Here is a 14,344-nt window from a genome sequence, read left to right as displayed (position 1 = left end):
CTCGGACCACCCCGGCCCCGGGAGGGAGCGGCAGCCCGCCGCTCTCCCACCGGCGTCTCAGTGCCCGTGCGGTTCGTCGTCGTGGCCGGGGTCGGCCGGCTCCCCGGACGACGGTGGTTCGCCGGGCTTCGGCGTGGACGAGTCGGGTGAGGTCGGATCCGCCTCCCCGCCGCGGGGAGTGGCAGGCTCCCCGGGGTCCGACCCGTGTTCGTCGTCGCCTTCGTGCCCGTGCGGGGCCGACTCCTCCGCCGTGCCGTGGCTGTGGCTCATGGCGGTTTCCACCGCGGGCATGGTCAGGCCGACCACGGCCGCGCTCGCGGCGCCGACCATCAGGACCGCTCGCACCGAGGACGCGAAGCCCCGCGGGTTGCGGCGTTTCACGTGCCACAGCGCCACCAGGCAGATGACCACCTGGAAGGCCCCGGCGGTGATGCCGGCCCGGCCGATGTCCTCGGGCACCCCGGCGCCGGGGCCCACGGGGGATCCGACGGTCCGGCTGACCGCCCATATCGCGGTGACTCCCGCGTTGCCCAGCAGGCCGAGCAGCATCACGACCGGACCCGGACGCCGGAGGGCCGCCACGGCCCAGCCGGTCTGGAACGCGCCGACGGCGTAGAAGAACACCCCCGCCGCCCACCACTCGCCGTAATGGTCCGGAGCGGACGCGAAATGAATGGCGGCGGCCCCCAGGGCGGCGAACGCCGCCGTGACGCGGGACGCGCTCATGTCCTCCATGACAGAAGGTGCGCTCTTCTTTCTCGATCCCATCTGCGGCTTTCCGTCCTTTCCGTGTGAGCTCTCCTGAAGCACGCTGATCCGCGCGCCGCTCATGGGCGGCGGCACGCGACGCGTCCTCTAGATCCGCCACACGGAGAGAACCGTCAGGGACGGTGCCGGAGGGGACCGGGCCCCCACCGCGCACCCGCGCGGCCCGTCGGGCGGACACCCGTCGCCGAGCGGGCCGACGGTGCAGCCGCTCTCCGCCAGGTCCCGCGAGCCGGGTCCGCCGCCCGCGCCGACCTGGCAGGAGGTGTCGTCCTCACCGGACATGCCGTGACGGTGCGACTCGACGCTGTACGACTCCGGGGACCCGGCGGCCGTCGCCACGAGCGCCCCGTCGGGATGGTGCGGAAGGTGCGTCGCCGCCCCCGCGAACCCGTGCCCCAGGGCGAGGGCAGGAAGCACCACCAGCGCCAGCCAGTACAGTGCCCTCCTCCCGGCCATCGGCGTCGTCTCCCTCAGCAGTCCTGCCATTGGCGGTGCACAGTACAGCAGCCGGATTCGCCGGGACGGCCCTCCCCGAACGGCTGTGCCCGTCTGGCCCGCCCCGGCCGTCCGGGTGATCCTGCAGGCGTCACCCGAGGACGAGGCAGCCGCGGTGACCGCCCCCGGGCCCCGCCCGCCGCGACCGCCTGCCCCACACGCACACGCGGGACGTGAACCCTCCGGCGGCGGCACGCGGCACGCCCGAGAGGCCGTCAAGGAGAGCCGATGCGCCGTTACCCTTCCATCGCCGAGCACGGTCTCGTCGGGGACCTGCAGACCTGCGCGCTCGTGTCGTCCGAGGGCGTGCTGGACTGGTTCTGCTCGCCGCGCTTCGACTCCCCGAGCATCTTCGCCGCCCTGCTCGACCACGACCGGGGCGGCCACTTCACGATCACCGTGGACAGCCCCGGCACCACCGTCCGCCAGCTGTACCTGGCCGACACCGCGATCCTGGTGACGCGCTTCCTCACCCCGGAGGGCGTCGGCGAGGTCGTCGACTTCATGCCGGTCGACGCGTCGGCGGAAGCGAGCGGCCGCCACCGGATCGTGCGCGCCATGCGCGCCGTGCGCGGCACCGTGACCTTCGGCCTGCAGTGCCGTCCCCGCTTCGACTACGGGCGCCTCGGGCACGAGCTGGTCCTCGGCGACGACGGCTCCCGGTTCACCGGCCCGGGCGTCACCGCGCATCTGCAGACCGCGGGACCGGTCCCGCTGGAGCGGGACGGGGACGACGTCGGGGCGACTGCTGCACGCCGGCGAGCTGGCCGCGGTGGTGCTGACGGTGGACGACGCGGACGCCGAGCCCCCGTACCCGGTCACCGAGGAGAGCCTGTGGGCCGAGTTCACCGCCGTACGCCACTTCTGGACACGGCTGGATCGGCCGCTGCCGTTACCGGGGACGCCGGCAGGAGATGGTCACGGCGGCCATGTCCCTCGACGCGGAACTCGACAACGCCGCCGCACGCACGACCGGACCCGCCGCACGTACGGTGTGACCGGGGCGGCCGGGGGCCGGGCCGGGTTCATCCGCCCGGGTGCGCGGAAGCTGACTGCATGAGCCGAGAAGAAGCGAAGGACCCGTCGGACCGGACCGCCGCCCACAAGCGCACGGGCCGGGGCGTCGCGCTGACGCCGACCCGTGTCACCGCACTCGTGCTCGCCGCGCTGGCGATCGTCCTGATCGTCGAGAACACGAGGGACGTCGAGATCCGGCTGCTGGTGCCGGTGGTGACCATGCCGCTGTATCTGGCTCTCCTGATCATGTTCGTGATCGGCGGGCTGTGCGGTGCGCTGCTGATGCGCCGGGTGAAGTGAACCGGAGTCAGTACGACGGCGTGCCGCGCCGGTTCGGGCCTCCCAGGCCCTGGGCGTCCGGCCGGGAGGCCACCTCGCGGAGGAACGGATCGGCCAGGAATCTCGCCGGCCATGAACGGCGACGACCACGGCGGCCGGCGTCCGCCCGCGGAACTCGCCCACCCGCAGCTGAGCGGCGGCGGCCGCGGCCCGCACGCCGTAGCAGAGGAACACGACCGTCCCCGTCGCGACGATCGCCGTCACATTGGTGGCGAACAGCAGCGCCGGCTGACCGGCGTCGTGATACCGGTGCGCGGTGATCAGCAGGCCCGTGACGCTCAGCGGCGGAACGAGGGAGATGGCGATCGCGACGCCCGGCAGGCGAACGCGCCGAGCAGGACGTCGAGACCGAGGACCGACGACAGCGCGAGCATCGCGACGAGGAGCAGCATCACCAGACGGACGGCGAACTGGCCACTGCTGTGCACGGTCGCCTCGACGACCTGCGAGAACCAGGCCGCCCGCTGCATGGACGCCCACCACACCGCCATCACCGTGATCACCGCGAAGACCAGCAGCACCAGGGCGGACGCCAGCGGCTGACGCCCGCTGAGGAGCAGGGCCATGGTGATGACCGGGCCGAACTCGCCGACCGCGCCGAAGGCGAGCATGGCCGTGCCGAACCGGCCCCCGAGCCGCCCGCTGTCGCGCAGGATGGGCGGCACCGTGCCGAGAGCGGTGCTCGTCAGCGCGGTTCCGATGACGAGCCCGCGGTCGATGTCGCCCTCGGCCAGCGCGGTCGCCGCTCCGATGCCGACGACGAGGGCGATCAGCCAGGAGCCGACCGCGCGCCGAAGGGTGCTGCGCCCCAGGGCGGCGAAATCGAGCTCGTACCCGGCCAGGAAGATGAGCATCGCCAGCCCGAGTTCCGAGAGTGTCTCGAGCACCGTGTCCGTGCGGACCCATCCCAGGACGTCCGGCCCCAGCAGTTACCCAGCCCGATCTCGAAGATCACGACCGGCACCGTGAACCAGCGGCGGCCGGCGAACGCGAGCAGCGGCGCGAGTGCCGAGGCTGTCATGACGAGGATGAAGTACCCGATATGCGTCATATCGGCATTCTTCATGGGGTGACCTGCCGAACCGCGCGCGACACCGGGCCGGCCGCGTCTTCGGCGGCGGCGCAGTCGGACCGGCCGCCCGGTCATCACAGCGGCGTGTCACACGGGACAGCGGGGAGCCAACTCCCGTGGCGAGCCGCGGCAGGACGGCTACGCCGAGGAAGCTGAAGGCGCCGACCGTCGGGGCACGGTCCCGGCGGTTCGTGGCCACCGTGGTCATGGGTGCGGGCGCCCGTACGGTCCGCCGGGCGTCGGTGCACACGGCGGCGACGGGGCCGTTTAGGATGCCCGCATGAATCAGCGTGCGCGTCACGGTACCGGGCCCCAGGGGCTGCGGAGCCGCGTGCTGCTGGTTCTGGCGGTCCTCGCCGGAGTCGTGGCCATGCACGGGCTCGGACCTGTGGCCCCCTCGGTGCCGTCCGGCACAGTGGCCGCCGGTACGCACCGGGCGGCGGTGGCCGCCGAAGCCCACGCGCATGCCGACGGCGCGGACGGGTGCGACTGCGCGCACGCCGACGACCACGGTCGCGGGGGCGGGCACACCGAGCACGCCGACGAGACGTGCGCGGCCGGCGGCACGAGCGCCGCGCCCGTGCTGCCGGCTCTCGCTCCGGGGGCACTCGCACCCGCTGCGGCGGACACGCCGGCAGCCGCGCTCGCCGTGACCCGCGACGGCCGGGCGCCGCCGTCGTTGAGTGAACTGCAACTCCTGCGCATATAGGGGCGGCCCCGGCGTGCCCCGGCCTCGGATGCCGGTGCCGCCGTGCGAGCGATGCCCCGATTCCCCTGCACGACACAGGAGCAGCACCACCATGACCGCACACCGTTCCATGCCCCGCCGCACCACGATCCGCCGTACCACCGCCCGCCGTGCCGCCGCCGTGGTGGCCGCGGCGACCGCCGCCGCCGTCCTCGCGGCCTGCGGCGGGGCAGACGACAATCCGGCCGGCCACAACGGCCACAACGCGTCGTCGTCCCCCGGCGCCGTCGCCTCCGCCCCCGCGAAGCAGGGCGAGCACAACGCCGCCGACGTGGCCTTCGCGCACGGGATGATCCCCCACCACCGCCAGGCGGTCGAGATGGCGGACCTGGCGGAGACGCGCGCGCAGTCCGCGGACGTGAAGGCGCTGGCCGCGGAGATCAAGAAGGCGCAGGACCCGGAGATCAGGACCCTCTCCGGCTGGCTGACCTCCTGGGGCGAGGACGTCCCGAAGGAGGGCGGGGGCGGCGATCACGCCGGTCACGCGATGTCCGGGATGATGACGGACGAGGAGATGACCGGGCTCGGGAAGGCCTCGGGCAAGGCCTTCGACACGGCCTTCCTGGACCTGATGGTCAAGCACCACGAGGGCGCGGTCGAGATGGCCAGGACCGAGCAGACCGACGGCGCCTACGGCCCCGCGAAGGACATGGCCGGCGACATCATCACCTCGCAGACCGCCGAGATCACCCGTATGAAGGGGCTGCTCGGCAAGAACTGAGGGCCCGGCAGCGGGGCGGAGCCGTCCGCCCCGCTGCCCCCGCTCCGGCCGGTGCCTCGGGCCGCCTCGGCAGTGCCCGGCCCGCGCACCTTCCTGCCGTACGGCTTCGGCGGCCGGGTCTCCAACGGCCACTGACCGACTCCACTTGGCCGCCGCGCCACCGTCCACGCGGCGATGGACCCGGCCGCAACCGGGCCGTACTCGGGATGCGCCCGGGTTCCCTCCCGTACGGGCGTCGTTCCGGTCATCCTTCCCGGGACCGTGGCCCGCGGCTACCAGGCCCTTTGCGGCGGACGTGCTGGAATCAGGCCAACGCGTCCACCGGTCCCGGTGGTTCGGCGGACGGCCGCGGCAGGTGTGGAGGCTAAGATCACGGCATGGTCACGGCCCGGTCGTCCTCCCGCGTCTCGCGGGCCCGCTCGTCTGCGGGTCCGCTGCGACTGCTGTGGGTGGCGATGGCGCTGTTCGCTTTCGTGTACACGCACGGCGTGAGCATGGAAGGCGTCAGCGGCCATCTGGACACGACTGCCGGGGCCGTCGGTGCGGCGTCGCCCGCTTCCGCTCCGGGGCACCACCCCGGCGGTGAGCACCGCTCCGACCACGTGGTCCAGGAATGCGTCCCCGGCCAGCCGCAGCAGGCTCCCGTGCTGGGCGCGCCGGTGGCCTCCGCCCTCGTCCCGGAAGCCGCGCCCCTGGTCAGCCGGCCGGCTTCGTGCGGCTTCGGTGACACGGCGTCGGCCAGGCCGCTGCCGAGAACCACGATAAGAGCCACGATTCTCCAGATCTAGAATCCCGGCGGACCGGAGACCCCGGCGGCTCCAGGCCGGCCCGGCCCCGCGGCGATCGGCCCCGCCCAGCCGGAGACCGCGCCCGCGCCCCATGCACGGGTGGCGCGGCGACGGCCCACTACGACGGCCCTCAACTGCCCGTCTGGCCCGCCGACTTCTCCTGTCCGGTGTGACGAACCACCGGCGCGGCACCAACCGCTTACTACGGCGAACGGCTCCGCCGCGCCGCCCCCGTCCGACCACAACGCCGCCCCCATGTCCCCGGGCGGTGGCGTGCCGTTCGCGCATGTCGGTGCAGGACCCTCTGCCCGGTCGCCCCGTACGCCGCGACCGCCGCGCAGCCCCGGTGAACAGGGCCGCGCGGTGCGCGAAGAGGCCGCACCCGACGCGCGCGCCATCGACGAAAGACGAGAGCAGACGATGCACTCTCCCGATACGACGACCCATCCGACCCCCAGGCCCGTCCGGGCCGCCCTGTCCGGGCTGGTCGGCAACACTCCGCTGCTGCGCGTCGGCGAACCCTTCGCCCACGCGGGCCGCGGGTTCTGGGCGAAGCTCGAAGGCTTCAACCCCGGTGGCATCAAGGACCGTCCGGCCCTGCACATGGTCGAACGCGCCCGTGCCCGCGGCGACCTGCGCCCCGGGGCGCGGATCATCGAGTCCACCAGTGGAACCCTCGGCCTGGGCCTGGCCCTCGCCGGCATGGTCCACGGACACCCCGTCACCCTGGTCACCGACCCCGGGCTGGAGTTGTCGATGACCCGCCTGCTGACGGCATACGGTGCCCAGGTCAATGTCGTCTCGGAGCCGCACCCGGCCGGCGGCTGGCAGCAGGCCCGCCGGGACCGGGTCGCCCAGCTGATGGCCCGGCACCCCGACGCCTGGTGCCCGGACCAGTACAACAACCCCGACAACATCTCCGCCTACACGCCGCTCGCTCTCGAACTCGCCACCGAACTGGGCCGTATCGACGTGCTGGTGTGCAGCGTCGGCACCGGCGGTCACTCGGCGGGCATCTCGGGCGTCCTCCAGCAGCTCTGCCCGGAGCTGCGGCTGGTGGGAGTCGACACCGTCGGATCGACGATCTTCGGCCAGCCCGCGCGGCCGCGGCTGATGCGCGGACTCGGCTCGAGCATCTATCCGCGCAACGTCGCCTACGACAACTTCGCCGAGGTGCACTGGGTCGCTCCGGCGGAAGCCGTGTGGGCCTGCCGGCAGCTCGCCACCTCGCACTACACCTCGGGCGGCTGGAGCGTCGGCGCGGTCGCCCTCGTCGCGGGGTGGCTGGCACGTTCCCTGCCGGCGGACACCCGGATCGCGGCGGTCTTCCCCGACGGGCCGCAGCGGTACCTCGGGACGGTGTACGACGACGACTACTGCACCGCCCACGGCCTCCTCGACTCGCCGCCCGCGGCCGAGCCGGAGCTGATCGGCCGCCTCGACGAGAAGGAGGTCACCCGCTGGACCCGCTGCACCACGGTGACCGACCCGTTGGGCCCCGCCCGGGACAAGGACCCGGCCGAACAGGTGGCGGGGACCGGCGTGAAGGAGGCCCGGTGAGGAGCATCGTCGCGCAGGTCCGCACGTACGACCGCAGCGTTCAGCTGCTGATGGTGAACCAGTTCACCATCAACCTCGGTTTCTACATGCTGATGCCCTATCTCGCCGCCCACCTGGCGGGGCCGCTCGGGCTGGCCGGCTGGCTCGTCGGGCTGATCCTCGGGGTGCGCAACTTCAGCCAGCAGGGGCTGTTCCTGGTCGGCGGGACGCTCGCGGACCGGTTCGGCTACAAGCCCATGATCGTCGCCGGCCTCGGGCTGCGTATCGTCGGCTTCGCGACGCTCGGGCTGGTCGACAGCGTGCCCGCGCTGATCGCCGCCTCCGCGGCGACTGGTATGGCCGGGGCGCTGTTCAACCCGGCCTCCCGCGCGTATCTCGCCGCCGACGCGGGGGAGCGGCGGGTGGAGGCGTTCGCGCTCTTCAACGTGTTCTACCAGGCGGGCATCCTGCTCGGGCCGCTGGTGGGCATGGTGCTGACGGGAGTCGGCTTCCGGGTCACCTGTCTGACGGCGGCCGGGATCTTCGCGGTGCTCAGCGTCGTGCAGATCCGCGCCCTGCCCGCGCGCCGGGCGGGGGAGGGGGCCGCAACGGGCCCTGAGCAGCGGGGTGTTCTGGCGCAGTGGCGCGGCATGGTGGCCAACCGGCCGTTCCTGCTGTTCTCGTTCGCGATGATCGGCTCGTACGTGATGTCGTTCCAGGTCTATCTGGCCCTGCCGCTCGAGGTCCGACGCCTGGGCGGGGACGGGCAGTTCGGCACGGCGGCGGTGGCGGTGCTGTTCGCCGTCTCCGGACTCAGCACGATCGTCGGCCAGACGAGGGTCACCGCCTGGTGCAAGGCCCGTATGGCGCCGGGCCGTGCGCTGACCTGGGGGCTGCTGACGATGGGCGTCGCGTTCGTGCCCCTGCTCCTGGCGACGGCGGTGCCCGTGCCGGACGGGGGCATCGGGCTGTGGCTCGTCGCGGCGGTGCCTCCGGCGCTGTCCGCGCTGCTGCTGGCGGTGGGGACGATGATCGCGTACCCCTTCGAGATGGACACCATCGTCCGGCTCTCCGGGGGGCACCTGGTGGCCAGTCACTACGGCCTCTACAACACCATCTGCGGGGTCGGGATCGCCCTGGGGAACCTGCTGACCGGGGCCGCCCTGGACGCCGCACGAGCCGCGGGAGTGGCGGCTCTGCCGTGGACCGCCCTCGTCCTGCTGGGCCTCTCCTGCGCCGGCGCCGTCCACGTGCTCCACCGCACGGGCCGCCTGGAGGCCCCGGAGAAGACCACGCGCCCGGCGCCGGCGACCGCCTGACGCTCCGGACGCTGCCGCCGGCCCCGCTCCGGGGCCGGCGGCAGCGGGCGGTCAGCGCTCGGGACGCAGGCCCGACAGGGTCACGGTCACGAGACGGCGGACCGCCGCCTTGGAGCGCAGCGCGCCGGCCGCCGTGAGGGCGTGCAGGCAGTAGCCGGCCGGCTCGTCGGCCGGGACGTCGTCGCGCAGCTCGCCGGTGCGCGCGCCCCGCCGGCAGGTCGCGGACGATGTCGCGGACGTGCTGGTGCGCCAGGGCGACGTGGTCGCCCCGGTGGAGCAGGGCGGCCGGTCCGTCGCCGTGGCCGTGGTGCTGTCCGTCTTCAAGCCGCAGGGGACGACCCGCTACGGACGGCGCCGCTCCGCATCGCCGGGCGACGGCCTCTGACGGCGACGATCCGCCGTACCGGAACCGGTACGGCGGATCGTTGTGTGTACGGGCGGTTGCCGGCCTGCCGGCGCCTCCGCGTTCACGCGGCCTTGAAGCCGCGCAGCCGCAGGGAGTTGCCGACGACGAAGACCGACGAGAAGGCCATGGCGGCTCCGGCGATCATCGGGTTGAGAAGTCCGGCGGCGGCGAGGGGGAGGGCGGCGACGTTGTAGGCGAAGGCCCAGAAGAGGTTGGAGCGGATGGTGCCGAGCGTGCGGCGGGAGAGGCGGATGGCGTCGGCGGCGGCGTTGAGGTCGCCGCGTACGAGGGTGAGGTCGCCGGCCTCGATGGCGGCGTCGGTGCCGGTGCCCATCGCGAGACCCAGGTCGGCCTGGGCCAGGGCGGCGGCGTCGTTGACTCCGTCGCCGACCATGGCGACGCTGCGCCCCTCGGCCTGGAGCTTTTTGACGACGTCGACCTTGTCCTCCGGCATGACCTCGGCGATCACCTCGTCGATGCCGACCTCGGCGGCCACGCTCTTCGCGACGGCCTCGTTGTCGCCGGTGAGCAGGATGGGGGTGAGACCGAGGGCGCGCAGTCGGCGGACCGCCTCCGTGCTGGTGTCCTTGACGGCGTCCGCGACCTCGAGGACCGCGCGGGCCTCGCCGTCCCAGGCGACGGCGATCGCGGTGCGGCCGGCGGCCTCGGCCTCGTGCTTGGCGCGGGCGAGATCCGCGGGCAGATCCATCGCCCACTCGATCAGCAGCTTCTCGCGGCCGACCAGGACGGCGCGCCCGTCGACGATGCCCTGGACACCGAGACCCGGGATGTTGGCGAAGTCCTCGGGGTCGGCGAGAGGGCCGGTCTTCTCGGTGGCCCCGGCGGCGACGGCCTGGGCGATGGGGTGCTCGGAGGCGTTCTCCAGCGCGCCCGCCAGACGCAGGACCTCGGTCTCGGTGGTGGTGTCGGTGGTGTGGACGGCGAGCAGGGTCATCCGGCCGGTGGTGACGGTGCCGGTCTTGTCCAGGACGATCGTGTCGACCTTGCGGGTGGTCTCCAGCACCTCGGGGCCCTTGATGAGGATGCCGAGCTGGGCGCCGCGGCCGGTCCCGACCATCAGCGCGGTCGGCGTGGCCAGCCCGAGGGCGCAGGGGCAGGCGATGATCAGCACGGCGACGGCGGCGGTGAACGCGGCGGTCAGACCGGAGCCGTTGCCGAGCCAGAAACCGAGCGTGCCGAGCGCGAGGGCGATGACGACGGGCACGAACACGGCGGAGATCCGGTCGGCCAGCCGCTGGGCGGCGGCCTTGCCGTTCTGCGCGTCCTCGACCAGCTTCGCCATCCGGGCCAGCTGGGTGTCCGAGCCGACCCGGGTCGCCTCGACCACCAGCCGGCCGCCGGCGTTCAGCGTCGCGCCGGTCACCGGGTCGCCGACGGAGACCTCGACGGGCACGGACTCGCCGGTCAGCATCGACGCGTCCACGGCGGAGGAGCCCTCGACGACGGTGCCGTCGGTGGCGATCTTCTCGCCGGGGCGGACCAGGAACCGGTCGCCCACCTGCAGATCAGCGGTCGCGATCGTCTCCTGGCGGCCGCCGCGCACCACGGTGACCTCCTTCGCGCCCAGCTCCAGCAGCGCCCTGAGCGCGGCCCCGGCCTTCCGCTTGGAGCGGGCCTCGAAGTAGCGCCCGGCCAGGATGAACGCGGTCACGCCCGCCGCGGCCTCGAGATAGATGTTCCCGGCGCCGTCGGTGCGGGCGATCGTGAACTCGAAGGGGTGGGTCATCCCCGGAGTGCCCGCGGTGCCGAAGAACAGCGCCCACAGCGACCACAGGAACGCGGCCGAGACGCCGACCGAGATCAGGGTGTCCATCGTGGCCGCGCCGTGCCGCGCGTTGGTCCACGCCGCGCGGTGGAACGGCCAGGCCGCGTACGTCACGACCGGCGCGGCCAGCGTCAGGCTGAGCCACTGCCAGTACTCGATCTGCAGCGCCGGGACCATGGCCATCGCGATCACCGGCACGGCGAGGGCGACCGCGGTCAGCAGTCGCTGCCGAAGGGGCCGCAGCTCCTCGTCCGCCCTGCTCTCGTCGTCGGCCCCGTCGGGGCCGGACCCGCTCTCGGTGCGGGGCGGGGCCGGCTCCTGCGCGGTGTAACCGGTGGCCTCGACCGTCGCGATCAGATCGGCCACGGCGACGTCGTCGGCGAAGGTCACCTTCGCCTTCTCCGTGGCGTAGTTCACGGTCGCCTCGACGCCGTCCATGCGGTTGAGCTTCTTCTCGACACGTGCCGCGCACGAGGCGCAGGTCATCCCGCCGATGGCGAGTTCGACCGCCGCTGTGCCGACTGTCGTCGTTGGGCTTCCCATGACGTGCTCCTCGTACTCGGAACGCAAGTATCGGCGACGCCGGGACCGGGTGGTCCGGCGGGCCGAAGTGTCATACCCCCTGGGGGTACCGATTGACGAGTTCATGTATACCCCTCACCGGTATCGATACGCAAGGCCGCCCGTGATTTGACTTTATACCCCCTGGGGGTACCGTGTCTGTGTGGCCGCGCGTCGGGCGGCCTTTGCGGAAGGGGTAGGTCATGAACACCGGTCTCAAGATCACGGCCTTTGCGGCGGCGCTCGCGGCGACGTTCGGCGCGGCATATGGGGTCGGCAGCGCCGTGGAGCCGGTCGTCGCCGAGAAGAAGCCCGCGAAGCACACCACGCACGAGGCGAAGGAGAAGGACGCCGCGGCGCATGAGGACCACGTCGAGGAAGGGAGCGGTGAGACGTCGCTGCCGGGCGGGCTCCAGATCGCCGACCAGGGCTACGCACTCGATCTGCGGACCCCGCGCGTCGCGGCGGGCAAACCCGCGGAGCTGCGCTTCGCCGTCGTGGACCAAGCCGAGGACCGCAACGTGACCGAGTTCCGCCGCGAACACGGCAAGGAGCTCCATCTGATCGTCGCGTCGCGCGACCTGACGACCTACCGCCACCTGCACCCGGTGCGCGCCGCGGACGGCACCTGGTCCACACCCGTCGAGCTGCCCACGGCCGGCGGCTACCGGGTCTTCGCCGACTTCGCCCCCGCGGCGAAGAACACCGGCGGCCTCACCCTCGGCGCGGACCTGGCCGTCTCGGGGCAGTCGAAGCCCGAGGCGCTGCCCCGCCCCGTGCGCACGGTGACCGTGGACGGTTACGAGGTGACGCTCAAGGGCGGACTGCGCCCCGGCGCGGGCAGCGAACTGAAGCTCGACGTCGCCAAGGACGGCAAGCCGGTCACCGACCTGCAGCCGTACCTGGGCGCGTACGGCCACCTCGTCGCCCTGCGCTCCGGCGACCTCGCCTATCTGCACGTGCACCCGAACGGCGAGCCCGGCGACGGGAAGACGAAGCCGGGCCCGGAGATCTCCTTCACCGCGACCGCCCCGAGCAAGGGCTCGTACCGCCTCTTCCTCGACTTCCAGCACGACGGCAAGGTCCGCACCGCGGCGTTCACCGTGCAGGCGGGCGGGTCTGCGGCGGGGCAGCAGGAGTCCCACCCCGAGGGCGACGAGCCTGCGGGGCACGGGCACTGACCGGCGCGGCCGGAGCCCGACGGCCGGCACGAAGGGGCGGGACCGCAACCGGTCCCACCCCTTCGGCGTCCCTCACTCCGGGCGCGGCGCCGCCCCCGGCTTCCGTGGCGGCGGATTCCCGCAGTCGCCCCCGCGTGCGCCCGCCCCGGCGGCCGAGGAGGGCTCGGCCAGCCGCGACGCGGCGTACTGGAGCAGCGCCACCGCGACGACGCGGACCAGCGGATGGGCGGCCGTCCGCCGGACCGCGTCCCAGGGGCCCCGCGTCACCTCTCGTCACGCCCGACGAGCTCGTATCCCGCCTCTTCCACCGCCGCGGACACCGCGTCGGGGTCGAGCCGGTCCTCGCTGGTGACCGTCACCTCGCCGGTGGCGAGGTCGACGCTCACCCGCTCGACCCCGGGCAGCGCGCCGACCTCGGTCGTCACCGCGCGCACGCAGTGGTCGCAGGTCATTCCCTGCACGCCGTACACGTCCTGAACCATCGGATCACTCCTTCCCTCGCACCCCAAGTATACGGGTGGGGGGTATGGTCCTCGATGGTTCCGTCCCGGCCGCCGGGCGAGGGCCTCTTACGTCCGCTCCGCCGCCGGCGGCGGTTCCGGCGGGGTGCCGTCCCCGAAGGGGCGGCCGCCGAGCTTCTCCCGGTGGTGCGGCGTGGTCAGCCGCGACAGGTCCGGACCCGCCGGGACGATACGCGTCGGGTTGATGCCGGTGTGGACCGTGTAGTAGTGCCGCTTGATGTGGTCGAAGTCCACCGTGTCGCCGAAGCCCGGGGTCTGGTACAGATCGCGGAAATACGCCCACAGCACCTCGTTCTCCGCGATCTTGTAGCGGTTGCACTTGAAGTGGCCGTGGTACACCGCGTCGAACCGCACCAGGGTCGTGAACAGCCGGATGTCGGCCTCGGTGATGGAGTCGCCGACGAGGTACCGCTGGTCCGTCAACCGCTCCGTCACGGCGTCAAGACGGCGGAAGACGTCCGCGTACGCCTCCTCGTACTCCTGCTGATCCGTCGCGAAACCGGCGCGGTAGACGCCGTTGTTGAGGTCGCGGTAGATCTCGTCCATCACCGCGTCGATCTCCTCGCGCAGCGCCTCCGGATACAGATCCGGGGCGCCCGGGCGGTGCAGGGCACGCCACTGGGTCGCCAGGTCCAGCGTGATGTGCTGGTAGTCGTTGGTGACCAGCTTCCCGCTCGGGACGTCCACCACGGCGGGCACACTGACACCGCCCGGATAGTCCGTCTCCCGCGCGTCGTACGCCTCTGCGAGGTACCGGATGCCCAGTACGGGGTCCTTCCCGCCCGGGTCCAGGGTGAAGCGCCAGCTGCGGTCGTCCTGGACGGGGTCGGCCACGGCGAGCGACAGGGCGTCCTCCAGACCCAGCAGCCGGCGGGAGACCAGCGAACGGCTCGCCCAGGGGCACGCCTTGCTGACCACCAGCCGGTACCGGCCCGGCTCCACCGGCCAGCCGTCACGCCCGTCCTCGGTGATGCGGTCGGCGAAGTGGCTGCGCGAGCGTTTGAACTTCCGCTGCCCGTAGTCGCTGTTGCGGTTCTGCTCGGTGCCGGCTCCGCTGCTGCTCATGCACGGCTCCTTCTCTCG

Annotated in this window: 14 protein-coding genes and 1 pseudogene; 7 read left to right on the top strand and 8 right to left on the bottom strand. The window is 73.0% G+C overall.

Annotated features, from left to right (window positions below):
• Positions 1 to 57: 57 nt before the first annotated feature.
• The gene (locus ACWD01_RS08740) at positions 58 to 726 is read right to left on the bottom strand and encodes a hypothetical protein (protein ID WP_451159538.1); all 669 of its coding nucleotides are present in this window, start codon (positions 724 to 726) and stop codon (positions 58 to 60) included.
• Positions 727 to 855: 129 nt separating this feature from the next.
• Positions 856 to 1,254, bottom strand: a complete 399-nt coding sequence (locus ACWD01_RS08735) for a hypothetical protein (RefSeq protein ID WP_451159536.1) — start codon at positions 1,252 to 1,254, stop codon at positions 856 to 858.
• Between the two features lie 237 nt (positions 1,255 to 1,491).
• Between ACWD01_RS08735 and ACWD01_RS08730 the strand changes: the two genes are divergently transcribed.
• Positions 1,492 to 2,580 carry a trehalase-like domain-containing protein gene (locus tag ACWD01_RS08730; protein WP_451159534.1) on the top strand — a complete coding sequence of 363 codons (1,089 nt, stop codon included), beginning with the start codon at positions 1,492 to 1,494 and terminating at the stop codon, positions 2,578 to 2,580.
• Positions 2,581 to 2,939: 359 nt separating this feature from the next.
• Here ACWD01_RS08730 and ACWD01_RS08725 read toward each other — a convergent pair.
• A pseudogene (locus ACWD01_RS08725) lies at positions 2,940 to 3,670 on the bottom strand (cation:proton antiporter); the annotation flags it as partial.
• Positions 3,671 to 3,971: 301 nt separating this feature from the next.
• Here ACWD01_RS08725 and ACWD01_RS08720 point away from each other — a divergent pair.
• From ACWD01_RS08720 to ACWD01_RS08700, 5 genes are all read left to right on the top strand, one after another.
• Positions 3,972 to 4,400 (top strand): DUF6153 family protein, encoded by a 429-nt coding sequence (locus tag ACWD01_RS08720; protein ID WP_451159532.1) that lies wholly within the window; start codon positions 3,972 to 3,974, stop codon positions 4,398 to 4,400.
• 91 nt (positions 4,401 to 4,491) lie between these two features.
• Entirely contained in the window at positions 4,492 to 5,160 is a 669-nt protein-coding gene (locus tag ACWD01_RS08715; RefSeq protein ID WP_451159530.1) for a DUF305 domain-containing protein, read from the top strand.
• A 377-nt stretch (positions 5,161 to 5,537) separates the two neighbouring features.
• Positions 5,538 to 5,948, top strand: coding sequence for a hypothetical protein (locus ACWD01_RS08710; protein ID WP_451159528.1), 411 nt, complete (start codon positions 5,538 to 5,540; stop codon positions 5,946 to 5,948).
• 420 nt (positions 5,949 to 6,368) lie between these two features.
• Positions 6,369 to 7,508, top strand: coding sequence for a PLP-dependent cysteine synthase family protein (locus ACWD01_RS08705; RefSeq protein ID WP_451159526.1), 1,140 nt, complete (start codon positions 6,369 to 6,371; stop codon positions 7,506 to 7,508).
• Positions 7,505 to 8,806, top strand: a complete 1,302-nt coding sequence (locus ACWD01_RS08700; RefSeq protein WP_451159524.1) for an MFS transporter — start codon at positions 7,505 to 7,507, stop codon at positions 8,804 to 8,806. The genes ACWD01_RS08705 and ACWD01_RS08700 overlap by 4 nt, the downstream gene beginning before the upstream one ends.
• Before the next feature lie 51 nt (positions 8,807 to 8,857).
• Here the strand turns inward: ACWD01_RS08700 and ACWD01_RS08695 are convergent, their stop codons facing one another.
• Together ACWD01_RS08695 and ACWD01_RS08690 are read right to left on the bottom strand one after the other, a co-directional pair.
• Positions 8,858 to 9,130 carry a hypothetical protein gene (locus ACWD01_RS08695; RefSeq protein ID WP_451159522.1) on the bottom strand — a complete coding sequence of 91 codons (273 nt, stop codon included), beginning with the start codon at positions 9,128 to 9,130 and terminating at the stop codon, positions 8,858 to 8,860.
• A 143-nt stretch (positions 9,131 to 9,273) separates the two neighbouring features.
• A complete protein-coding gene (locus tag ACWD01_RS08690; RefSeq protein ID WP_451159520.1) occupies positions 9,274 to 11,541 on the bottom strand; it encodes a heavy metal translocating P-type ATPase in 2,268 nt (755 codons plus the stop codon).
• Between the two features lie 221 nt (positions 11,542 to 11,762).
• Here ACWD01_RS08690 and ACWD01_RS08685 point away from each other — a divergent pair, with 221 nt between their 5' ends.
• Positions 11,763 to 12,740: a hypothetical protein gene (locus tag ACWD01_RS08685; protein ID WP_451159518.1), complete on the top strand. Its 978-nt coding sequence runs from the start codon at positions 11,763 to 11,765 to the stop codon at positions 12,738 to 12,740.
• Between the two features lie 72 nt (positions 12,741 to 12,812).
• On the opposite strand, the gene ACWD01_RS08680 is transcribed toward ACWD01_RS08685, so the two are convergent.
• The 3 genes from ACWD01_RS08680 to ACWD01_RS08670 all read right to left on the bottom strand — a co-directional run bounded on the left by ACWD01_RS08680 (position 12,813) and on the right by ACWD01_RS08670 (position 14,326).
• Positions 12,813 to 13,007 (bottom strand): hypothetical protein, encoded by a 195-nt coding sequence (locus ACWD01_RS08680; RefSeq protein WP_451159516.1) that lies wholly within the window; start codon positions 13,005 to 13,007, stop codon positions 12,813 to 12,815.
• A complete protein-coding gene (locus ACWD01_RS08675) occupies positions 13,004 to 13,222 on the bottom strand; it encodes a heavy-metal-associated domain-containing protein (RefSeq protein WP_451159514.1) in 219 nt (72 codons plus the stop codon). Before ACWD01_RS08675 ends, ACWD01_RS08680 begins: the two co-directional genes overlap by 4 nt.
• An 87-nt stretch (positions 13,223 to 13,309) precedes the next feature.
• Positions 13,310 to 14,326 (bottom strand): glutathione S-transferase family protein, encoded by a 1,017-nt coding sequence (locus tag ACWD01_RS08670; RefSeq protein ID WP_451159512.1) that lies wholly within the window; start codon positions 14,324 to 14,326, stop codon positions 13,310 to 13,312.
• Between the last annotated feature and the right edge of the window lie 18 nt (positions 14,327 to 14,344).

It is taken from the genome of Streptomyces sp. NPDC002835, assembly GCF_053591995.1.
This window is presented reverse-complemented; position numbering and strand designations above follow the sequence as displayed.